The following is a 21534-nucleotide window of genomic DNA, read 5'->3' as shown; positions in this document are numbered from 1 at the left end:
TAGTCGTCGGCAGCGTCAGATGTGTATAAGAGACATTATTGATGTTGATGGCGCCGGCCTCGATCTGTCGCGCAACACGGTCGGCGCGCTTGCGGTCCTTGCTCCAGACACTCGACGACAGCCCGTAAGGCGAGTCATTCGCGAGCCGGATGGCCTCCTTTTCGTCCGCCACCTTCATGATCGGCAGAGTTGGACCGAAGGTCTCGTCCCGCATGCACTGCATCGAGTGGTCGACGTCGACGAGAACGGTCGGCTCGAAGAAGAAGCCGGTGGCCCCGCGCTTGCCGCCCGTGAGGGCCTTGGCTCCCTTGCGCACGGCGTCCTCGACGTGGCTCTCAACGATGGCCAGCTGGTTGGCGTTCTCCATCGAGCCGATGTCGGTCTGGTAACTACCGTCGGGGTCCATGCCCTGTCGCAGGGTCTTGACCTTCCGTGTCACCTTTTCGACGAACGCGTCGTACACGGGCTCCTCGACGTAGCAGCGCTCGACGGAAATGCAGATCTGACCCGAGTTCCACATCGCACCCCAAGCGGCCGCGCTGGTGGCACGTTCAAGGTCGGCGTCGGAAAGCACGACCATCGCATCCTTGCCTCCGAGCTCAAGGCTGCAGGGAATGAGACGATCCCCAGCCCTTGCCGCGATCTTGCGACCGGTCCTGGTGGAACCCGTGAAGGCGACCATGTCGACTTCCTCCACGACCGCCGCTCCAGTCCCGGGCCCACCTGTGATGTTCGCGAGGATTGGGGGGGCATGTACCTCCTCGAGCCAGCCGCGGGTTGCTTCCGCCCAGGTCAGAGGCGTGAACTCCGATGGCTTGAACAGGACTGCGCAACCGGCCATGAGCGCGGGTACGCCGTCGAGCATGGGGCCACCCAGTGGCCCGTTCCAAGGGGTGAGCATTCCGACGAGCTGGTACGGGCGCGCGAAAACTCTCAGGTTCTTCGTCATACCGGCAGCACCCCAGGACTTCACCTTGCGGTCGGCGAGGAATTCCTTGGCGTGCTTGCCGTAGTAGTTGATGAGGTCCACCGCCATAGCAACCTCGAGGCCCGCGTCGCCCCAGGACTTACCAGTCTCCTCCTGCATGAGGCCGACAAGGTGTTTCTCGTTGTCCAGGATCCAGTCGAGGAAGCGAAACATGTGCTTGGCGCGACCATCAGGACCCAAGTCCTCCCACGCCGGCTGCGCCTCCCGTAACCTTTTTGCGGCTGCGGCTACGCCTTCCGGACCTTCATCGGGGACCGACGCGATGAGCCGCCCGTCTGCGGGGCAGCGCACCTCGATCAGGGCAGGTCCCGTCGTGCCCTGCTCTTGTGCCTGCTCTTGTACCTGCGCTGTCATGACAGTCCTTCTCCGTGAGACCACTGACGTGACCCCAGCACGCTTCTCGGGCGAGAATCTAAGTTGCATTCAACGACTAGTGCAGCGGTTGACCTCGTCATGCAGGTGGGTCCGGTCTCCAGGCGACCGCCAGCAGCACGGCGGCGCCGGCCAGCCCGAGCCCAGCCGACACGAGCAGGCCGAGCCCGCCGTCCAGCTCGTCAGCAAACCCCAGCAGCTGGTCCACCGACACCTCACCGGGCCCCAAGGCTCCCAGCGCCGCTGTGACGACGGCGAGCACCGCGACGTACTCCCAGCCCTGGCCTGGCTTGAAGATGAAGAACCCGTTGCGCCGGTGTGCGGTTACGAATGCCACCGTCATCACGCCGATCACCGCTGCGCACGAGAGCGTCGTCAGCAGGCCCAGAAGGAGCGCTGCACCTGACGCCAACTCGATCGAGCCGCTGGCCAGCGCATGCACCCGTGGAGGGCGCAGGCCCATGCTGCCGAACCAGCGAGCAGTGCCGTCAACACCACCCGGCCCGAACAGGTGATTCCACCCGTGCGCGAGCATCACCCCTCCCAGCGTCGTCCGGAACAGCAGTGCCGCAAGGTCGACTCCATCCACCAGACCTTCTTTCCGTCTCGTCCGCGAGACTCAGACGACGTCAGCCGAATGTGCCGCCACCAGCAGTTCCGCCCACGTGGCGATCTTCGCGCGCGGCCGCTCACGCTCGGCCCCCCGGGCGATCTCGGCCGCATCGATCGCACCCCATCCGGAGCAGTCGACGAACGCCACCTTGCGCCCGCGAAGCAGTGTCGTGACGTCGGAGAGCTGGGAGGACCCGGCTGTCAGAAAGGCTGCGTCGCTGAGCAACCGCTGTACGACCACCTCGGCATCGGACTTGTTTGTGCCGAGGACACCGACGGGGCCGCGCCCGATCCAGCCGGCAACGTACTCACCGGGAGGCGACGCGCCGTCGCGCGACACCCGCCCGTCGACGGAGGGAACCGTGCCGCGCTCCTCGTCGAACGGGACACCCGAGACAGCCACACCGCGATAGCCGATCGAGCGGAGAAGCAGTTGGACCGGGATCTCGGCGCACCGCCCGGTCGAGACGACGGCGCCAGCGCCGGAGAGAGTCGTCTCCTCCAGCACGACCGCCTGCAAGGCGCCCTCGCCCCTGAGCTCGACAGGGCGCGTCCAGAACCGAATGTGCAGCGACCGGGCCGCTGCGGACCTCGGGCGGCCGGACCACTCCCGGAGGATCGTGAGGTTGCGCTGCACGTCGGGGTTGTCGGCGCAGCGTGCAGCGGTGACATCGTCGAGCTCGAGCTGTGCCGGGTCGACGACGACGTCGACACCCTCGAGGTTGCCGAGTTCCCTGAGCTCCTTGCTCGTGAAGCTCGCGTGGGCCGGACCGCGACGACCGAGCAGATGCACCTCGCGGACCTTGCTCGCTGCCAAAACGTCCAGCACCGGGTCGGGGATGTCAGTACGGCGAAGGGCCCCGGCGTCCTTCAGGAGCATTCGCGTGACATCAATGGCCACGTTCCCGACGCCGACGACGGCCACAGCCTCCGCGTCAAGGCGGAAGGTGTCGGCGGGAACGTCAGGGTGCCCCGAGTACCAGTGCACGAAGTGCGTGGCGGAGGCCGAGCCTGGGAGGGCTTCACCTGGGACGCCGAGCCTGCGGTCCGTGGATGCTCCGAACGCATAGACCACGGCGTGGTAGCGGGCGCGGAGTTCCTCCACCGTGAGGTCCTTGCCGATAACGACACTGCCGAAGAAGCGGACCCGGTCGTCGTCGAGGGTGCGTTGTAGCACCTTCGTGAGCGACTTCATCTTGAGATGATCAGGAGCCACGCCGTAGCGCAGCAGGCCGAAGGGGGTGGGTAGGCGATCGAAGACGTCGACCTCGACCGGCACGTCCCGCTGGAACAGGAGGGCGTCCGCGGTGTAGAGGCCGGCAGGCCCTGCACCGACGACGGCCACCCTGAGCGCCTTGCCCATCACCTCAGCTCCTTTCCGCTGCCCAAAGACCCTTGCAGCATCGATTCAACTATGGTTTAGATTTGTCTCCAGAACAAGCCCCGCAGCCGAGGGGCCGTGCCGCAAGGAGCCGTATGCGAGACGCCGTCGTCGTCGAAGCCGTCCGTACGCCGCTGGGCAAGCGCGGAGGGGGGCTGGCCGATGTGCACCCGGCGGACCTCAGCGCCACGGTGCTGCGCGAGCTCGCCGGACGCGCCGATCTCGACCCCGCGCTCGTCGACGACGTGGTCTGGGGATGCGTCGGGCAGGTCGGCGAGCAAACCGGAGACATCGCCCGCACAGCCGCGTTGTCGGCAGGTTGGCCCGAGCACGTGCCAGGTGTGACGGTCGACCGTGCCTGCGGGAGTTCGCAGCAGGCACTCAGCTTCGCCGCGGCTGGGGTGATCGCCGGCCACTACGACGTGGCCGTCGCCGGTGGCGTGGAGTCCATGTCGCGCATCCCCATGGGCCTGGCGTTCACCATCGGGGGAGACCCGTACGGCGGTACGGGTTGGCAGGAGCGCTTCGGCGCCACGCCGCATCAGGGCCTCGGGGCGGAGCTCATCGCCGAGCGATGGGGACTCAGCCGCAACGACCTCGACCAATACGCGCTCGAGTCCCACGCCCGGGCCGCCGCCGCCTTGGACTCTGGGGCGTTCGACAGGGAGATCGTGGCGGTAGGTGGCTTGGAGCGGGATGAGGGCGTCCGGCGCGGTGGAACGCTCGATACTCTGGCAGCACTCAGGACGGCCTTCAAGGAGGAGGGCGTGGTCACAGCAGGCAACTCGTCCCAGATCACCGACGGTGCGGCCGCCCTGCTCGTGACCACCAGCGAGATCGCTCGCCACCACGGCTGGGAGCCACTGGCGCGCGTTCACACGTCGGTCGTGATCGGTGACGACCCGGTCGTCATGCTGACGGGGCCGATCCCTGCCACCCGCAAGGCTCTGCAGCGTGCGCACCTCAAGGTGGATGACATCGGCGCCTTCGAGGTCAACGAAGCCTTCGCTTCGGTGCCGTTGGCCTGGCTGGCCGAGATCGGAGCGGACGCCGCGATCGTGAACCCCCGCGGGGGCGCGATCGCGCTCGGGCACCCGGTCGGCGGGTCAGGCGCCCGGATCACGACCACGCTGCTGCACCACATGCGCGACAACCGCATCCGCTACGGCTTGCAGACCATGTGCGAGGGCGGCGGTCAAGCCAATGCGACCATCTTCGAACTGCTGTGAGGAGCACGATGCCTGAGGTGAGTGACCCCGGCAAAGTGCTGGTCTCCAGCCACGACCATGTCGTCGTGATCACGCTCAACCGCCCCGACGCCCGCAACGCGGTCGACCACGATGTCTGCCTGCTGGTGGGGAACGCGGTGGCGGCTGCAGACAGTGATCCAGACGTCCGCGTGATCATCCTCACCGGAGCGGGTGACCAGGCCTTCAGCGCGGGCGCCGACCTCAAGGCGATCATGCGTGGCGAACGCATCCTGCCGGTCGGCAGGGAGCACTGGAGCATCGCCGGTTTCGCCAACCACTTCACGTCCAAGCCCACCATCGCCGCGGTCAACGGCGCCGCACTCGGTGGCGGGACCGAACTCGCGCTGTCATGCGACCTCGTCGTCGCCGTCGAGACGGCGACGATCGGGCTCCCCGAGGTGAAGCGGGGGCTGGTCGCCGGAGCGGGAGGTGCGTTCCGCCTGATCCGACAGCTCCCTCACCGCGTCGCCCTCGAGCTGCTCCTCACAGGTGAACCGATGAGTGCCACAGACGCGTTGCGCTGGGGTCTGATCAATCGCGTAGTGCCGGCCGGAGGGGCCCTTGACGCCGCGATGGGCCTAGCGGCGCAGATCGCCGCCAACGCCCCGCTCGCTGTCCAGGCCAGCAAGAGGATCGCCTACGGCGCCGATGACGGCGCCCGGCACGACGAGGACAGCCTCTGGGCGCTCACCGAGCGGGAGTTCGCGGTACTGGCGCTGTCGGAAGACGCCAAGGAGGGCCCACGAGCCTTCGCAGAGAAGCGCTCGCCGATCTGGCTGGCCCGCTAGACCACCATCGACGAGAGGACATCAGTGGAGATCCGTGGCAAGGCAGCGCTCGTTTCCGGGGGGGCCGGCGGCCTCGGCGAGGCGACGGTACGCCGGCTGGTAGCCGACGGCGCGCGGGTGGTGATCGCCGACCTTGCGGAAGATCGAGGGAAGGCACTCGCCCAGGACCTTGGCGAGGCCGCTGTCTTCGTGCGAACCGACGTCACGGACGAAAAGTCCGTGACGCAGGCCATCGCGGCTGCCTCGGAGCTTGGGGAACTGCGTGTCTCCGTTTGCGCGCACGCCGGACCCGTTGCTCAGCAGCGCATCCTGGACCGGAGTGGCGCACCCATACCGCAGGAGCTTTTCGATCGGACGATCCGTATCTACCTGTCAGGGACGTTCAATCTTCTCCGGCAGGTCGCAGCGGCCATGGCGACACTCGAGCCGCTCGACTCCGGTGCGCGGGGTCTCGTCGTCAACACGGCCAGCATCGCAGCATTCGAAGGCCAGATCGGGCAGAGCGACTACAGCGCGGCCAAGGGCGGCGTTGTCGGACTGGGGCTGGTCGCGGCACGTGACCTCGCTGCCGTGGGGATCCGGGTGGTGACCATCGCTCCCGGCACCTTCTTCACACCCGCCTTTCAGCTGGACGAGGGGACCGCCCACGAGACCTGGGGAAAATCCGTTCCCTTCCCCAAGCGCATGGGACGCGCCGACGAGTACGCGGATCTGGTGTCGTTCCTCGTCGGCAACGATTACATCAACGGCGAGACCATCCGCATTGACGGGGCCCAGCGCTTCGGGCCGAAGTAACCGAGTAACCTCGCCGACCGGCTGCCTCGCCTGCCTCCGCTGTTGTCCCAGTGGGGTCAGCACCCCTGTTCGGGGCGTGCAGCCGGTCGCTGACTGATCGGCGCTCATGGCGCGCAGCCCTGTCGCCGGTCGGCATGCCCCCAGGCCGTCGGGCTTGCAACATCATGGCGATGTACCGACGGCGCCGGGTACTACGGAAGCCGGGTACTACGGAAGACTGTCTCCAGTACGATCGCTCGACCAGCATCATCAAGCAGTGCGGGTCAAGAACGGCCAAGCAGGAAATCCGCCCCGCGCTCACCAATCATGATGGACGGTGCGTTGGTGTTGCCCGTGGTCACCTTCGGCATGACCGAGGCGTCGATCACGCGCAGCCCACCGATGCCGTGCACTCGTAGCTCGGGGTCGACCACCGCGTCGCCATCGACACCCATCTTGCAGCTGCCTACCGGGTGGTAGGACGGGACGACATTGCCACGCGCGTACGCCTCCCAGTCCGCATTCGTTCGACACTCCGACTCGGGGGCGAAGCGCCCGGCGGTGATCTCCCTCATGGCGGGCTGCTCCATCACCTCCTGAACCAGTCGCAGACCCCGCAGCGTGTCGCGAAGGTCATCGGGATGCCCGAGGAGCTGCATCTCGATCCGAGGCGGCTCCATCGGGTCTGCGCTGCGCAGGCTGATTCGACCGCGGTAGCGGGTGTGGGTAAAGGTCGAAGAGGCGAGGAAACCCTCCTGCTTGGCCGGCTGAACGTTGAACATGCCGTTGTCGTCGACGTCGCGTGTGATGGCGATGGGGGTGAACTGCAGCTGCACGTCCGGTGCCGGCAGCGAAGGGTCTGTCTTGGCCATGACCTGGACCTGGACCATCGTGAGCGCGAGCACGCCGGTGCCGTGCAGAACGTAGTCCTTGAGGCCTCCGAGCACGTCGCCGACCCTCGGCTTGTTGAAAGTATGGATCTTCGCGTGGTAACGCTGCATGAGGTAGGCATGTTCGTGCAGGTTCGAGCCGACGCCGGGGAGGTCGTGCACGAGGTCGATGCCGTGCTCACGCAGGTGCGCAGAGGGTCCGATGCCTGAGAGCATGAGTAGCTTCGGCGTTGCCATGGTGCCAGCGCTGAGTACGACCTCCTGCCGGACACGGGCTCGCCTCACGTCGCCCTTGTGCTCGTACTCCACGCCGACGGCTACCTTGCCCTCGAGCAGAACGCGCGCCACCGTGGCCTGCGTCCGCACGGTCAGCCGGTTCCTCGGAGCGATACGCTTGACGTACTCACGCGAGGACGAGGAGCGGGTGCCGCGGCGGTGGTTGACCTGCGCCAGAGCTACGCCGTCCTGCGTCTCGCCGTTGTAGTCCGCGGTCTCGGGGTATCCGGCCTGCTTGGCCGCCTCGACAAAGGCCATGTTGGCCTGGCCTCGGTTGCATTGCGTGGTTACGGAGATGGGACCGCTGCCGCCGCGAAAGGAATTCTCGCCCCCTTCCCAGGTCTCGATGCGCTTGAAGGCCGGCAGCACGGATTCGTAGTCCCACCCCTTGCAGCCCAACTCGGCCCAGCCGTCGTAGTCGGCTCGGTTGCCGCGGACGTAGACGCAGGAGTTGATCGACCCGCCTCCACCCATCACCTTGCCCGCCATCCATGCCTCTGGGCGGTTGCCGCGGGAAGGATCCGGCTCGGCAGGGTATTTCCAGTTGTGCTTCTCATAGGCGACCGCGACGCCGGCGGGGACCAGGATCTCCAAACGACGACGGTCGTTCTTGCCGGCTTCGAGGAGCAGGATGTGGGCGCCCCCTTCCGCGAGGCGACTGGCGACGACGGCGCCAGCAGAACCGCCACCGACAACGACGTAGTCATAGGTCTCGTCCGTCATGCCTGCTCCCCGTCCTGGTGCCTCGGCCGCGAGCGGCCAACAACGTTTCGGTGACGCTGGCGTACATAATCTGCCTCAGATTCGAATGCGTCAACGCGTCTGACCACGGCTCTCACCAGTGGGCGCCGCCAGCATGAGTGCCACGCGACGGGCACGGCAGACGAGCTCGCCCCTCTGGTTGAGACCCCGGTGCTCGAACTCGACGACACCCTGCCCCTGGCGAGAGGACGACTCCCGGACGGAGACGACCTCGGTCTCCGCGAACAGCGTGTCTCCGACGAATACCGGGGCCGGAAAGACGATCTCGCCGAAGCCGAGGTTGGCCACCGTCGTGCCCTCCGTGAGGTCGCCGACGCTCAGACCGACGACGGTGGACATCGTGAAGAGGCTGTTCACGAGGACCTTGCCGAATTCGGTGCGCGAAGCATAGTCGGCGTCCAGGTGGAGGCTCTGAGTATTCATGGTGAGGGTCGTGAAGAGTACGTTGTCGGTGTCGGTGACGGTGCGTCCCGGACGATGCGAATACACGTCGCCGACCACAAGCTCGTCGAGGTAGCGCCCTCGCCGCGTGTGGGTGGTCACCAGGGGGCCGCCTCTCGGAGTGCATCGCGGTGGTCAGGGTGTGCGATTGCGATGAGGGCTTCTCCCCGCTCGCGCGTGGTCCGGCCGTCCAGGCGAGCCACCCCGTACTCGGTCACGACCACGTCGACCATCGTGCGTGGGATGGTGACCGTCCGGACCGATGCTGCGATCCGCGACACCTTTCCTCCGGAGGAGGCGGACGGGAGGGCAATGATACGCATGCCGCCAGGCGACCGCGTGGCACTGTCCACATAGTCCAGGCTTCCTCCGGTACCGGAGATCTGGCGGCCATTGACGGTCTCGCTGTTGACGTTCCCGGCCAGGTCCACCTCGACCGCCGTGTTGATGGACACGAAGCGCTCGATCTCTCCCAGCCGGGTGGCGTCATGTGAGACCGACGACGGATACATCCCGATGGCAGGATTGTCGTCGCTGAACCGGAGCAGCTTCTGCGTGCCCATCATGTCGGGGCTCAGCACGGCGGGGGTGGGTACCACATCACCGGCACTGAGTATCCCTGCCGCGAAGAGGTCCACCATTTCGTCTGTCGCCATGCCGACGAAACGCACACTGCCCAGGTCAGCCGATGCCAGGGAACGCACGAGCGTTTCGGGGATGGCGCCGATGCCGATCTGGAGCGTGGGGTTCCCTGGAAGCAGCTGCAGGACGTTCCTGGCGATCACCGTGGAGATTTCGTCCGGCTTCGCGGAGGTATAAGTCGGCAACGGCGTTACGGACTCGATGAGCGAATCGAAGATCGACACATGCACACATGACTCACCGTGAGTCCGGGGCACGCTGGCATCGACCTCAGCAATCAAGGTCTGTGCTGTATGCAGCGCCGACAGCCCATAGCTGACAGAGGGCCCGAGCGAGCAATGACCTCGAGCGTCCGGTGGGCTTACCCGCACGAGGGCAACTCCGACGCGCCAGCGCTCGAGCAGGGCCCCAAGACGCGAGGCCCGAGCGGGGACGTAGCCGATGACCCCTTCGGCGACCAGGTCGCGGATCGGAGGCATGACATGCCAGGTGCGATAGGTCATCTCCCCCGCTGTCACGGCGTCGACGAACGGGTAACCGCTGAGGAGCAGTCCCGATGACAGCGTCCAGCCGCGTCCGGGCGCTACCTCACTCAAGGCGTCGAGCAGCGTCGTCGGGGCGCCCATGCCAGGAGCCGACACCAGGTGACTTCCGTTGGGCACCCGCGCAAGGGCCTCACGGGGGGTGCGGTGTGGCAGGGCCTTCACGTAGGACCACTCCCCGCGGTCAGGCCGACGGCGAAGACGGCGTCGAAGGCCGCCTGGTCGTACTGGAACTCGTCCACCTCGGCAATCAAGTCCGCTTCGAAACGGTAGATGAGGCACTCCTTCATGCGCAGGACGCGATCACCGATCGTGATGACGCCATACTGAAAAACGATCGCCCGGTCGTCACTCATCGCGATGTCAATTACTTCGAAGGTGGCCGGCCGGGTCAGGATCCGCCGCATCATGCCGAACAGGCCCATGACTTCCGCACGTCCGGCATACTCACCGGCGAGCGCATTGTTTCCCGGGACCCGCCACACACAGCCAGGCGCCAGGAGCGCCTCGATCGTGGGGCGGTCGCGTTCGGTGAAGGCCCGCATGAGGTTACGCACTGCCGTGGCGTGCGGATGTTCCCATGGTGTGACCATTTCTGTTTTCTACTTCTGTTTTGAACCGAAGTCAATCGCCACAGCAGCGTCGCCGTGCAGCACCAGTCGGCCATCGTCGTTGGTCGTCTTCAGGGTGATCTGTACCCGAGCGCAGGAACCGTGAATGTCGACCGCGGCAATGGTGGCCGTGGTGGTCAGCCGGTCCCCCGGCCACACGGGCGCCGTGAATCGGACGCCGAACGTGCGCAGCGACTCGATACCAAACCACGAGGTGACAACTCGGCTGCTCAAAGCCATCGTCATCATCCCGTGCGCCATGATCGACGCGTTACCCGCGGCCCTGGCCGCCGGTTCGTCGGTGTGCAACGGGCTGAAGTCGCCGGACGCCCCGGCGTACTGCACGATCTGCGTTCTGGTCACTTCGGCGCACACGACCATGCTGCGGACCTGGCCGACCTCAGGCAGGACGTTCATCGACGCTCGCTGACGTCGGCGGAGTTTCGACCAGCACCATCCGCGACCGCACGACAACTGCGCCGTGCTGGTTGCGCAGCTCCTTCACGAGCTCGGTGAACAACAGCTCGCCTCCGCGCTTGCTGTTCTTGGTCCAGCGCCTGCCGTACTCCTCCGTCACATCGAGAACGTCACCGAGATGAACGGGCAGCAAGTACTCGAAGTGCTGCTCGGCGTGGAGCAGCTCACCACCGCCCACAGGAGCGACAGCCAACGCACCCGTGGGGCACATGCCCCGCATGTGCTCGGGATCATGCTGGATCGAGGTCGCCGTGAAAGTGGGAGGCACGACCCGCTCAGGCGAGGGCATGGGCTCCCCAACCGCGCGGGCGAAGGCCATGACATGACCCTCCTCCACCGGGAAGCGCTGTCCCACCGTCAAACCGCCGGACGAAAGCGTGGCAACGCCGAACCAGCTCCCGTGTCGTGAAACACCACCTGCACGGGCTGTCCGATGGCGAGCGTCTCGGGGTCACACTCCACGATGTTGGTGAGCATCTTCGGGCCCTCCTCGAGCTCGACGAGGGCGAGCACGTAGGGACCGCAATCCTTGTACTCGAGGATCCCTCGGGTCGTCAGCGTGAAGCTGTACACCGTTCCGCGCCCGGAAGCCTCGACCTGCTCCAACTCGTCACTGTGACAGTTCGAACACAGGAAACGCGGGTACCACACGGACGTGCTACAGGCCGTGCAGCGCTGGACGAGCAGCACACCGCGAGATGTCGCCTCCCAGAATGCTGCTGTCTCCGGCTGCACTTCCGGTATCGGGGCCGGCAGCCCCGCGCCCGTTGTCATACGTCCTCCCTGCCGAGGATGACGGTGGCATTGCCCATCCGCGTGGACAGCCAGCCACCCGTGCCGTGCGCCAGGGCGATCTCGCAGTCAGGTACCTGCACGGCAGCGTGTGCCTCCCCGCGCAGCTGGCGGACCGCCTCGATCATCTTCGTCATGCCGCCTCGGTTGGCGGGGTGGTTATTGCAGAGCGAACCACCGTCGGTGTTGAACGGCAGCTTGCCGAACGGCGCCTGCAGGGTTCCGCCGAGCACGAACTTGCCGCCCTCGCCTTTGTCGCAGAAACCGAGGTCCTCGAGCGCCAGCAGGACCGTGATCGTGAACGAGTCGTACAGCCCGACGTAGTCGATGTCGCTACGGCTGACGCCCGCCTCTTCGAAGGCATCGCGACCGGACCGGACTCCTCCGGTAACCGTCACGTCCTGCCAGCCGCCCTTCGTGTGCTCGATGGCCTCCCCGTGCCCCAGGACCGCGATGCAGTGACGGTCCAGGCTCTTCGCGATGTCCTCGTTGACGAGAACGAGGGCGCCGCCCCCGTCGGTGACGACGCAGCAGTCGAGCCTGTGCAGCGGGCTGCTCACCATCGGGCTGTTCACGACGTCCTCGACGGTGACGACCTTGCGTAGCAGTGCACGTTCGTTGTGCTGCGCATGAGACGAGGCGGCCACCTTGATCTCGGCCAGCTGCTCGCTGGTCGTGCCGTACTCGTGGATGTGGCGCGCCGCAGCGAGCGCGTAGACCGCGCTGACGTTCATGCCGAAGACGGGCTCGAAGGCCGCCTCGGGCGGAGCGCCCATCAGCTGACCGGGTGCGCGCAACGCCGTGGTACGCGGTCGGCCGCCGAGGGTGATGAGGGCGACGCTGCACTTCCCGGTGGCGATCGCGGCAGCAGCATGCCCGACGTGGCTGAGGTAAACCGAGCCCCCCATGTCGGAGGAGTCCATGTAGCGCACCGAGAGGCCGAGATAGTCCGCCATGGCGAGGCCACCCAGTCCCGGCGCGTCCCCTCCGGTGAAGTAGCTGTCGACATCGGCCAACGTCAGACCGGCGTCAGCCAGTGCCCCGAGAGCCACCTCCGCATGGATCTGCGCGATGGACCTGTCGGGCAGCTCTCGTCCAGGATGCTCGTAGGCCCCAGCGATGAAGGCCTTGCGTCGGATGGTCACAGCCGGTCAGACGAAGGGATTCGCCGGCGCGGCGTCCGTGACTGGTCGGAACGCCTGTTCCACCTGCTTGCCGATCGTGGACAGATCCCAGGCCTCGCCCTCTGCGCTTACGGTGACCAGTGGCTGCGGGTCGCTGTACAGGGACACCTCAAGACCTCGCGCGTGAATGACGTGACCGTTGCACCACGCCGACTGCTCCGAAGCCAGCCAGGCAGCGATGGGGGCGATGTTGTCCGGGGACAGCTTGTCGGTTCCCGGTCCGTCGACTCCCGACTTCTTGGCCGTGTCCGTCATGCGCGTCGCAGCCGCCGGCGAGATCGCGTTCGTCGTAACGCCGTACTTCTTCAGGGCCACGGCGCACGAGTAGGTGAGTCCCACGATGCCCATCTTCGCGGCTGAGTAGTTGGGCTGGCCCGGGGCGCCGTGCAGGCCCGCCCGAGAGGTGTAGTTGATGATTCGGTGGTTGGCCGCCGCGTCACCGAGCTGTCGCCAGTAGGAAGCGGCCGGGCGGATCGTGTTGAAGTGCCCCTTGAGGTGGACCCGGATGACAGCGTCCCACTCTTCCTCGGCCATGTTGAAGATCATCCGGTCGCGCAGGATGCCCGCCACGTTCACGAGCACGTCGAGCTTGCCGAACTCCTCGATGGTGGACTCGACGAGGTCACGGGCGGCCTCGTGGTCCGAGATGTCCGCACCATTCACCTTGGCGGTGCCCCCACTGTCCTGGATCTCCCTGACGAGGTCCTCACCCGGACTCCCGTCCTTTTCCAGGCCGTTCAGAGAAGCACCGATGTCGTTTACCACTACAGCCGCGCCCTCCCGCGCGAACAGTCGCGCGACGGAGCCGCCGATCCCGCGGCCGGCACCCGTCACAATCGCCACCCGCCCGTCGAGTGTTCCCATCAGCCGTCCCTTCGAAGGTCGTCCCACCAATCCGAATCTAACATTGGTTAGGTATCAGGACAAGACACATCAAGATTCATTTGTGGTCTGTCAGGCATCGACGTGTTTGAGAACCCTCACGTGACCCGACGCGCCGTCCACCCGCACGAGGTCGCCTGTCCGCAGGACCTGGGACCCGACTCTGGTGTTGACCACGCACGGGATACCCAGCTCTCGCGCGACGATCGCAGCGTGGCTGAGGGCTCCGCCGATGTCCACGACCAAGGCCCCGGACACGAACATGATCGAGGCCCAGCTTGGATCGGTCGTCGGAGAGACCAGGATCTCCCCCAGCTCGACATCAGCGTCATCGGGGTCGCTCACGACGCGCACCGTTCCCTCGACGGTGCCGGGACTTGCGCCAACGCCCTCAAGCACGTCGACGATCGGCGCGGTGTCCCCCACTTCGGATTCGTCGAGGGCGGCCGGCTGCCCCAGCCACGCGGGCGGGATCTGCAGGGTCTCGTAGTAGGCCCGGCGCTCACGCCGTCGGACGACCAGCTCACGGGCATCGCGCGGAAGCGCGACGATCTCGTCTGTCGTCAGGTAGAAGACGTCCTCGACGTCGTCGAGCAGGCCCTCGTCGACGAGGTGCTCCCCGATGCGTCGCGCAGCTGCACGTGCCATGTCGAGGGACTGCAGGAACGCGGCCTTGCCAACCCCCCGCAGCGGGATGACATTGGCCGCCAGGCGGAGGACGAGACGCGCGCCCGGGCGGCGGTGTCGTGGCAACGATGCCAGGAGCTTGCGCTCGAGCGCCTCACGAGCCTGTCGCTTCCGTCCTTCGATGCGCGCAGGGTCGGCGGTCTCGTCCAGCGCGCGGTAGCCCTCCAGGAGCTTGCGCAATGCAGCGTCGTCCTCCCGCCACACACGGCCTGAGATCTCACCTTCGCGGGGCCCATGGAAACCGTGTCGCCGCACGACCTCCTCGATGGTCAGGCGGTCCCTGGATGCGGCCCACATGTCGGTCACGATCGCGCTCTCCGCGTGTGCGCCGTACCCGCTCATGAACGACGTCACCTCCCCGACGGCGGCGCCTTCGACAAGTCGTCGGAGCTGCTCGTAGACCGGCTGCACAGCGCACAGGACGTGGATGCCCTGCACAGTCACGTTGTGCTCGAAGCGCCGCGCGGCCTCGTGAAACTGCCGGATGGCCTCGGCACGGGAGAGATCCTTCGTCTTGCCGACGCTCTCCAGCCACCACTGCTGCGTCTCAGCGTTCGCCCTGCGCACCTTGCGCCCGATGGTCGCGAAGCTGTAGGGAAAGCGTAGGGCGATGACCGGCCACCGACGACGGCTCGGGCTGCTCGCCAGCTCCGGCGGCATGGCACCCACCACCTGCTCGGCCACTGCCGCGCCCGAGGTGCCGGGGAGGCGATCTCCGATCCCGACCAGGAAGTCCACCCGGCCCGCCACCCGGCCGTAGAAGACGTTGCACACACGGTCCCGCTCGTCGGCGGGGAAACCGCTCTCCTTCCGTGTCAGCGCACCCATGCTTCCGAACGCCGCCCGGGTGGCGCGCTCCGCCGTCGGACCCCAGAACGTCCATCCCAGAGGCGTCATCACACCCGGCATCGCCTCACCGAAGTTCGAGGTACTCCAGAAAGCCTGGGGCGCGCTGCGGCTGTGGAGCGGATCCCACTGCTCGACAGCCAGCTCCATGATCATGGTCGTATTCCTCTCGTCGCCGCTCTCCCGGTGCTGTCCTGGCACCAGTCACGCGAACAGTTAGCGCACGGCCGCAGGCTGCTGACCGGACGCCGGAGTCACGCCTCCAACATCCATTTCCGCACTTCCCGTTCCCTTGCTCCGCTGGGAGGCTGCCGCGTCCCGCCTCGAGCGCGCCTTCCTCTGGCGCCACACCGCAAAGGCGACAGCCGTGATGACGGCCACACCGTTGAAGAGGTCTGCCAGCCACTGCACGCCGGTGACGAGCTGGAGACCCTTGATGCCGGTGGCCAGGACGTAGAGGGCGATGAGCGTCCCCCACACGTTGAAGCGGCCCGGATGCAGCTGCGTCGACCCCAGGAAGACTGCGGCGAACGCTGGCAGCAGCAGCGCTCCGCCGAACGTCAGCGACGGCCCTGACAAGGATGCGTACAGGACACCCGCAATCCCGCACAGCGTCGCGCTCGTCGTGAGGGAGAACCACGTCCAGGTCCCCGTCCGCACGCCGGACAGCCGAGCCGCCTCAGCATTCCCGCCGACGGCGTAGATATAGCGTCCCACCGGGGTCTGCGACAGCACCAGCCACAGGATGATGGCCACCACGAGCATGTACAGGACGACGATCTGAAAGCCGAGCACCTCGCGTTGAGTGAGGTCGCTCCAGGCTCGGCTCGTGGGCGGAAGCGGTTGTCTCTGACCAGAGACGATTGACTGAAGTGCCGCGATGATCGAGGCCGCCCCCAGGGTGGCGATGAAGGAGTTGACGCGCAGCACCACGACCACGAAGCCGTTGACGGCGCCGATGACGAAGCAGGCGACAACCGTGACACCGATGGCCGGCCACATGGACCAGCCCTTGTCCGCCTGCAGGACGGTCACGATGATGGTCGCGAGGTTGACGGTCGCACCGACGGAGAGATCGTAGGCGCCCGCGGCGAGCGGCACCAGGACGGCGAGAGCCACAATGGCCGCAATTGCCTGTTGCGCGGCCACCGAGTGCAGGGTGCCCATCGTGAGAAACAGGTCTGGCACCCAGATACCGAAGACGATGATGATGAGCGCCCACAGGTACAGGCCGGAGAAACGGTCGAAGCCCAGGCCTGGTCGAGGACGCGTGGTCGGCGAGGCGCTCATGCTGCCCGGTCCTCGGAGCCCAACGCCTCGCGGGCCACTTCGGCCACGGTCAGCGCGCCATTCGACAACTCGGCCACAAACCGTCCGTCGCGGAGCACCATGACGCGACGGCACAGGGCAACCAGCTCGTCATAGTCCGAGGAGCTCACGACAGCCGCCGCCCCCGTCTCCACGGCCGAGAGGATCTGACGGTGGATCTCGGCCTTCGCACCGATGTCGACACCCTGTGTGGGCTCGTCGAGCAAGAGAACCCGAGGGGCACATCTGAGCCACTTGCCGAACAGCACCTTCTGCTGGTTGCCACCGCTGAACGACCCGAGGGGAGCGTCCACCGCGCCGCGCGGGCGGACGTCGAGCCGCTCGAACCACGTTCGGGCTTGGGCGACTTCGAGTCGCCGCCGTAAGCGCGGGGCGCGCCAGAGGGCCCGGAGGGCTGGCAGGGTCAGGTTTTCGCGCGCCGACATCGACATGACGCCTCCCAGCCGAACGCGATCGGCCGGCAGCAGCGTGAGCCCCGCGGCGATCGCGCGGTCTGGTCGTCCGGGAGCCAGGATCACATCGTCGATCTGGACCCGGCCGCTGCTTCGCGGGATGGCACCGAAGATCGCCGGGAGCAGCGTCTCCCGCCCAGAACCCGTGAGACCGGCGACACCGACCACCTCTCCCGGACGGACGGTGAAGTTCGCGGTCACCAGCGGACCCGCCGACAGATCCTGAACACGCAGCACGGGAGCTGCGTGCGCCGTGGGCAACGAGCCTGACGCCGCGCTCACCTCCTCCAGCTCGCCGCCTACCAGATGTTCCACCAACTCGCGCCTGGTGAGGGCCCTTGCTTTGGTGGTCACGACCTTGCGGCCGTCGCGCAGGACGCTGACGTCATCGGCAACCTCGAACACCTCGTCCAGGTGGTGAGTGACATACAGGACACCGACGCCGCTCGCAGCCACTGCCCGCACCACCGCCAGCAGCTGTTTGACCTCGGTGTCCGGCAAGGTGGCCGTTGGTTCGTCGAGGACCAGCAGGCGCACGCTGGTCCTGTCGGCGTCCGCGAGGGCCCTTGCGACAGCCACACCGGTACGCTCGGCGGCAGCCAGTCCGCCCACGAGCGTATCGGGGTCCAGCGCCAGGCCCAGACGCTGAAGCGCCTCTTCCGTGCGCCGCCGCAGGGCCTTGCGACGCACTGCACCGCAGCGCGTGGGGAACCCCGCGGTCAGTGCGACGTTGTCCGCCACGCTGCAGGTGTCCACGAGGCCGAGATCCTGGTGCACGAAGCGGCAGCCGAGGTCGTAGGCAGAGGAGGCAACGCCGGCCTGCAGCGGCTGACCGCCGACTTCCACGCTGCCGCCCGGATCGGGATGGTGGTAGCCGGAGAGCGTCTTGATGAGCGTGGACTTCCCCGAGCCGTTCTCCCCCAGCAAGGCGTGCACGGTGCCGGCGTCGACCCGTAGGTCGACGTCAGCGAGCGCGCGTGTCGGGCCGAAGCTCTTGCTGAGGCCGCGTACGAGGAGGCTGGGCGGGAGCGGGCCAGCTCCGCTGGCCCGCTCCACCACCTCGTGAGGGGTCACCCTACCTTCCACAGCTTCTTGAACTGCTGCTCGTAGTCCTCGGGCCGGTCGATCGAGTCCTGCGGGCTCCCGACCGTCTCCTTAGTGAGCAGCTGGAGCGGGAGTGCACCGTCGCCCGGTTCCACGGACATGCCCTGCGCATAGCGCAGTGCGACGTCCACGGCCTTCCACGCCATGATGTTGAAGGGCAGGAGTGTGAACGCCTTCGCCTCGCCGGTCTGCACCTGCTGCTGGTTGAACTTGGCCGGGTTGATGCCGAGCAGCTGGACGTCGGGAAGACCCGCCGCCTTCACCGCCGCTTGCAGGCCCTGCGTGAACTCGCCCTGCACCGTGACCACATACTTCACATCCCGGTTGCGCTGGAGTGCAGACACGACCGCCGGCACCACCTGTCCGCCGCCCACCTGGGCCAGCGTTACGTCGACCGTCCCCACCGAGCAGTCCGGGCAGCCCGACTTGACCGTGGACACATACTGGTCTGTCACGATCTTGAGCGAGCCCACGTCCGGGACGTTCACGATCAGCGACTTGCCCCGTCCCTGCGAGTCCGCGATGAAGAAGTTCGCGATCGCGATCGCCTGGGTCCGAGCATCAGCGGGCCCGTCAAGCGATCCTGCGGGGACGACCGGGCTCGCGGTCGTCTCACCGACAGCGATCGGGATGAGCGGCACGCCGGCCTTCTGGAACGCGGGGACCTGGCTCCCCCAGACGGCCTCCGGTATGCCGGCGAAGGCCACGCCCACCGGCTTCGGGTCCATCTCAAGGGCCTGCTGCATCCCGGCGATGAGCGTCGCCGGGTCTGCAAGCTTGATCGGCTGGTTCTTGTATTCGAGGCCCGCGGCCTTCGCCGCCGTACCCATACCCTTGGCGAGCACCTGGCACAGACCGTTCTCGCAGGAGAGGAAGACGAGCGTGCCTCCCTTGCCCGGAGCACTCTTCAACGGCTCGGTCACCCCGATGGACGTCGGGGCCTGCAGCAGCTTCGTCACCTCTGCCTGGGCTGCCGCCACCACGGCGGAGGCGCTTCCCGTCGCGGTCGGGGTGACGGCATCCTTGCCGGCGTCGTCGGAGCTGGAACACCCGGCTAAGGCGAGAACTAAAAAGGTCCCGACAGCAACAGCTGCTGCTGCAGGACGCAGGACGCCGCGCCGCGAGAACGGTGCGGGCGTGGACACGTGGGGCATTGAGCTCCTCTTACCTGGACCGGCGGCGCCGGTCGTCTATTCACAGCGCTGGGCCGGCCGCGAGTGAGGGGTGTGACAGCCGTCACAGATTTTCTGTCTAAACCTATATTGGTTTCGAACGTTGTCAAGCAACGCAAGGACGTCCCCGAGGCAGGATCAGTCCGCCGGGTAACCGAGAGCAGCCGGCAGCATGGCGGGCGACTCGACCCCGAGCCACCGCGTCAGCAGGCTCAGGTCGGGGTCGTCGCCGGAGGCCGGAGGGACGACCGCAAGGCGGCCCTCGTATACGAGCCCGGCGCCTCCGTCGACGGTCACCTCACGCCCGACGAGATCCGTAAGGAATCCCGCCCCGCAGCCCACGACGCACGGCCGATCCAGCTCCCGGCTGACCACCGCGGCGTGCGAGGTGGAGCCACCCAGCTCTGTGACGATCGCTCGGGCGACGACCATGCCGTGCACGTCGTCGGGGTCGGTCGTGGGCGTAGCCAGCACGACATCCTCGCCGGCGTCCGCATGGTCCTCGGCTTCGTTCGCGCTACCGACGACCAGGCCGACCCCCACGCCCGGGCACGCCGGCTCGCCCTTCGCCACGACGGTGGCGACCGCGGCCGCTGCGGGATCGACCCTGGGCCGAAGCATGGCAGCGACGTCGCCAGGCGTAAGCCGAGCGACCGCCTCCGAAGTGGTCAGGATCCCCTCCCGTTGCATCGAGACAGCGATGCGCACAGCCGCCTCGGCAGAGCGCTTCGCAGACCGCGTCTGCAGCAGCCAGAGCCGACCCGACTCCACGGTGAACTCCACGTCCTGGACGTCACGGGCGTCGGCTTCCAACCGCTGCGCCGCCTCAAGCAGCTCCGCGTGAATCTCGGGCATGCTGCGCGCGAGCGCATCCAGAGGGAGTGGCGTGACCCGCCCGGAGACGACGTCCTCGCCTTGCGCCAGCGGCAACCACTCACCCAGCGGGGCGCGGGCGCCGCTCAGCGGGTTGCGCGTGAACAGCACCCCCGTGCCGGACCACTGGTCGAAGTTGCCGAACACCATCGCCTGGACGGTCACCGCCGTCCCACCGCCGTCGGGAAGGCCGTGGTGACGGCGGTAGGCCGTCGCACGCGGAGACATCCACGACCTGAACACAGCCTCGGCCGCCGCGAGTAACTGCTCGAAGGGGTCCTCCGGCGGCACGGTGCCGACGACCTTCTCGAACAGATGGAGGAACCTGACACCCACGTCGTCCGCCACCTCGGCGCCATGCTCCTCTGCCAGGGCAGCCAGGGTGGTGGCCGTCGCGCCGACGTTGAGGACCGTGTCCATCATGCCGGGCATGCTGCGGGCTGCACCCGAGCGCACCGACACGAACAGCGGGCTCTCCGCGCCGCCGAACGAGCGGCCCAGGACGGATTGCAGGTGTCGCACCCCGACGTCGAGCGCCTTGGTCGCCTCTACGGAGAGCGCCCCATCCTGCAGTGTCGTACGACAGACATCCGTCCCCAGGGCGAAGGCGGGCGGCACCGGCAACCCCAGCCGGCGCAGGTGGTTCACAGCCCACGCCTTACCACCGACGAGGTCGCGGTCGAGCTCAACAGAACCGTCGAGCAGGATTGGTTTCACTAGGCCCGGCCCGCCTTGGCCTCGTCCTCGCGATCCAGGCCGAGCAGCCCGAGAAGGTCTTCATGCAGCTCGAACCAGACCTGGTGGTAGCTGTCCACGAGCGGGTTGGCCAAGAAGCGGTGGTCCGCATCCAGCCGCGCAAGGGCTGCAGCCAGTCGTCGGGAGTATGTCGCCAGGCGGGGCACTTCCGCAGCGATCCGCTCGACCAGCGGCGCAGCCACAGCGTGCACCGCTTCGACGCGGCCCAGGACCTCCCGGTCGTAGTCAGCGTCGGAGTGGTCGTTCACTGTCCCGCCAGGACGCAGCTGCCAGGCGGTGACTACCTCCTTGAGCGTGTGGTTGGGCTCGTCGAACTCGGCGTAGAGCCCGGTCAGTGTGCCCACCCCGGCTGTCTCACGCTCCTCGCCGAGCAGGGACGCCAGCCGCTCCTTGCCCTCTGACGTGAGGCGTGCTCCAGCGGCACCCGCCTTAAGGAGTCCACGAGCCTCGAGCTCCTGCAGGAGCGCCTGCCCTTCGTCACCCACGAACACAGCCGCGGTCTCGGGCGTGAGCCGTCCCTTGAGCCGCGCTCCTTGGAGCAGCGCCAGCTCGGTCGAGGTGTCAGTCATGGTTACGTGTATCTCCGGATAGTGGGGTCGCGTCGTGAGCAGCGCGACCGGGGACGGCTGCGGTGCGGCGCCGGACGCACGG

Annotated in this window: 20 protein-coding genes; 3 read left to right on the top strand and 17 right to left on the bottom strand. The window is 67.2% G+C overall.

What is annotated here, in order from left to right; translation table 11 throughout:
* Positions 1 to 1439 precede the first annotated feature (1439 nt).
* Positions 1440 to 1949, bottom strand: coding sequence for a DoxX family protein (locus NBX02_RS00205; protein WP_250283638.1), 510 nt, complete (start codon positions 1947 to 1949; stop codon positions 1440 to 1442).
* A gap of 30 nt (positions 1950 to 1979) precedes the next feature.
* The gene (locus NBX02_RS00200; RefSeq protein WP_250283648.1) at positions 1980 to 3335 is read right to left on the bottom strand and encodes an FAD-dependent oxidoreductase; all 1356 of its coding nucleotides are present in this window, start codon (positions 3333 to 3335) and stop codon (positions 1980 to 1982) included.
* A 113-nt stretch (positions 3336 to 3448) separates the two neighbouring features.
* Here NBX02_RS00200 and NBX02_RS00195 point away from each other — a divergent pair, with 113 nt between their 5' ends.
* The 3 genes from NBX02_RS00195 to NBX02_RS00185 are packed head-to-tail and all read left to right on the top strand — an operon-like array spanning position 3449 to position 6186.
* Positions 3449 to 4582, top strand: a complete 1134-nt coding sequence (locus tag NBX02_RS00195; RefSeq protein WP_250289446.1) for an acetyl-CoA C-acyltransferase — start codon at positions 3449 to 3451, stop codon at positions 4580 to 4582.
* 8 nt (positions 4583 to 4590) lie between these two features.
* The gene (locus tag NBX02_RS00190; protein WP_250283635.1) at positions 4591 to 5391 is read left to right on the top strand and encodes a crotonase/enoyl-CoA hydratase family protein; all 801 of its coding nucleotides are present in this window, start codon (positions 4591 to 4593) and stop codon (positions 5389 to 5391) included.
* A 24-nt stretch (positions 5392 to 5415) separates the two neighbouring features.
* Complete coding sequence (locus NBX02_RS00185; protein WP_131790153.1) at positions 5416 to 6186, top strand: SDR family NAD(P)-dependent oxidoreductase; 771 nt, start codon at positions 5416 to 5418, stop codon at positions 6184 to 6186.
* A 263-nt stretch (positions 6187 to 6449) separates the two neighbouring features.
* Here NBX02_RS00185 and NBX02_RS00180 read toward each other — a convergent pair whose 3' ends face one another.
* From NBX02_RS00180 to NBX02_RS00110, 15 genes are all read right to left on the bottom strand, one after another.
* The gene (locus NBX02_RS00180; protein WP_250283633.1) at positions 6450 to 8054 is read right to left on the bottom strand and encodes a GMC family oxidoreductase N-terminal domain-containing protein; all 1605 of its coding nucleotides are present in this window, start codon (positions 8052 to 8054) and stop codon (positions 6450 to 6452) included.
* A gap of 90 nt (positions 8055 to 8144) precedes the next feature.
* Positions 8145 to 8636, bottom strand: coding sequence for a MaoC family dehydratase (locus tag NBX02_RS00175; RefSeq protein ID WP_250283631.1), 492 nt, complete (start codon positions 8634 to 8636; stop codon positions 8145 to 8147).
* Positions 8633 to 9802 (bottom strand): acetyl-CoA hydrolase/transferase C-terminal domain-containing protein, encoded by a 1170-nt coding sequence (locus tag NBX02_RS00170; protein ID WP_250283628.1) that lies wholly within the window; start codon positions 9800 to 9802, stop codon positions 8633 to 8635. The genes NBX02_RS00175 and NBX02_RS00170 overlap by 4 nt, the downstream gene beginning before the upstream one ends.
* Before the next feature lie 77 nt (positions 9803 to 9879).
* Complete coding sequence (locus NBX02_RS00165) at positions 9880 to 10311, bottom strand: nuclear transport factor 2 family protein (protein WP_250283627.1); 432 nt, start codon at positions 10309 to 10311, stop codon at positions 9880 to 9882.
* A gap of 9 nt (positions 10312 to 10320) precedes the next feature.
* Positions 10321 to 10746: a MaoC family dehydratase gene (locus NBX02_RS00160; protein ID WP_445548172.1), complete on the bottom strand. Its 426-nt coding sequence runs from the start codon at positions 10744 to 10746 to the stop codon at positions 10321 to 10323.
* Entirely contained in the window at positions 10730 to 11143 is a 414-nt protein-coding gene (locus tag NBX02_RS00155; protein ID WP_445548173.1) for an FAS1-like dehydratase domain-containing protein, read from the bottom strand. The genes NBX02_RS00160 and NBX02_RS00155 overlap by 17 nt, the downstream gene beginning before the upstream one ends.
* 20 nt (positions 11144 to 11163) lie before the next feature.
* On the bottom strand, positions 11164 to 11580 hold the full coding sequence (locus NBX02_RS00150) for a Zn-ribbon domain-containing OB-fold protein (RefSeq protein ID WP_131790747.1): 417 nt from the start codon (positions 11578 to 11580) through the stop codon (positions 11164 to 11166).
* Complete coding sequence (locus tag NBX02_RS00145; RefSeq protein WP_250289444.1) at positions 11577 to 12743, bottom strand: thiolase domain-containing protein; 1167 nt, start codon at positions 12741 to 12743, stop codon at positions 11577 to 11579. Before NBX02_RS00145 ends, NBX02_RS00150 begins: the two co-directional genes overlap by 4 nt.
* Positions 12744 to 12749: 6 nt before the next feature.
* A complete protein-coding gene (locus NBX02_RS00140) occupies positions 12750 to 13646 on the bottom strand; it encodes an SDR family NAD(P)-dependent oxidoreductase (RefSeq protein WP_131790745.1) in 897 nt (298 codons plus the stop codon).
* Between the two features lie 90 nt (positions 13647 to 13736).
* Entirely contained in the window at positions 13737 to 15353 is a 1617-nt protein-coding gene (locus tag NBX02_RS00135; protein WP_250283619.1) for a PEP-utilizing enzyme, read from the bottom strand.
* A gap of 60 nt (positions 15354 to 15413) precedes the next feature.
* A complete protein-coding gene (locus tag NBX02_RS00130) occupies positions 15414 to 16487 on the bottom strand; it encodes an ABC transporter permease (RefSeq protein ID WP_250283616.1) in 1074 nt (357 codons plus the stop codon).
* A complete protein-coding gene (locus NBX02_RS00125; RefSeq protein WP_250283614.1) occupies positions 16484 to 18052 on the bottom strand; it encodes a sugar ABC transporter ATP-binding protein in 1569 nt (522 codons plus the stop codon). The genes NBX02_RS00130 and NBX02_RS00125 overlap by 4 nt, the downstream gene beginning before the upstream one ends.
* Positions 18049 to 19236: a sugar ABC transporter substrate-binding protein gene (locus NBX02_RS00120; protein ID WP_250289442.1), complete on the bottom strand. Its 1188-nt coding sequence runs from the start codon at positions 19234 to 19236 to the stop codon at positions 18049 to 18051. Before NBX02_RS00120 ends, NBX02_RS00125 begins: the two co-directional genes overlap by 4 nt.
* A gap of 156 nt (positions 19237 to 19392) precedes the next feature.
* Positions 19393 to 20844, bottom strand: a complete 1452-nt coding sequence (locus NBX02_RS00115; RefSeq protein WP_445548171.1) for a pyruvate, phosphate dikinase — start codon at positions 20842 to 20844, stop codon at positions 19393 to 19395.
* A partial coding sequence (locus NBX02_RS00110; protein WP_250289438.1) for a hypothetical protein occupies positions 20844 to 21534 on the bottom strand: 691 nt, incomplete at its 5' end. The genes NBX02_RS00115 and NBX02_RS00110, both read right to left, overlap by 1 nt.

The organism is Protofrankia sp. CiP1_Cm_nod1, from assembly GCF_920888515.1.
Lineage (GTDB): Bacteria > Actinomycetota > Actinomycetes > Frankiales > Frankiaceae > Protofrankia.
Note: the sequence above shows the minus strand (reverse complement) of the source record. Positions and strands in the feature narration are given on the sequence as shown.

Bases quoted from the DNA above. Each gene is read 5' to 3' on its own strand.
- NBX02_RS00150 (WP_131790747.1), bottom strand. From the start codon at position 11,580: ATGACAACGGGCGCGGGGCTGCCGGCCCCGATACCGGAAGTGCAGCCG.
- NBX02_RS00200 (WP_250283648.1), bottom strand. From the start codon at position 3,335: ATGGGCAAGGCGCTCAGGGTGGCCGTCGTCGGTGCAGGGCCTGCCGGC.
- NBX02_RS00165 (WP_250283627.1), bottom strand. From the start codon at position 10,311: ATGGTCACACCATGGGAACATCCGCACGCCACGGCAGTGCGTAACCTC.
- NBX02_RS00180 (WP_250283633.1), bottom strand. From the start codon at position 8,054: ATGACGGACGAGACCTATGACTACGTCGTTGTCGGTGGCGGTTCTGCT.
- NBX02_RS00190 (WP_250283635.1), top strand. From the start codon at position 4,591: ATGCCTGAGGTGAGTGACCCCGGCAAAGTGCTGGTCTCCAGCCACGAC.
- NBX02_RS00130 (WP_250283616.1), bottom strand. From the start codon at position 16,487: ATGAGCGCCTCGCCGACCACGCGTCCTCGACCAGGCCTGGGCTTCGAC.
- NBX02_RS00160 (WP_445548172.1), bottom strand. From the start codon at position 10,746: ATGAACGTCCTGCCTGAGGTCGGCCAGGTCCGCAGCATGGTCGTGTGC.
- NBX02_RS00140 (WP_131790745.1), bottom strand. From the start codon at position 13,646: ATGGGAACACTCGACGGGCGGGTGGCGATTGTGACGGGTGCCGGCCGC.
- NBX02_RS00120 (WP_250289442.1), bottom strand. From the start codon at position 19,236: ATGCCCCACGTGTCCACGCCCGCACCGTTCTCGCGGCGCGGCGTCCTG.
- NBX02_RS00170 (WP_250283628.1), bottom strand. From the start codon at position 9,802: ATGGGCGCCCCGACGACGCTGCTCGACGCCTTGAGTGAGGTAGCGCCC.
- NBX02_RS00195 (WP_250289446.1), top strand. From the start codon at position 3,449: ATGCGAGACGCCGTCGTCGTCGAAGCCGTCCGTACGCCGCTGGGCAAG.
- NBX02_RS00135 (WP_250283619.1), bottom strand. From the start codon at position 15,353: ATGATCATGGAGCTGGCTGTCGAGCAGTGGGATCCGCTCCACAGCCGC.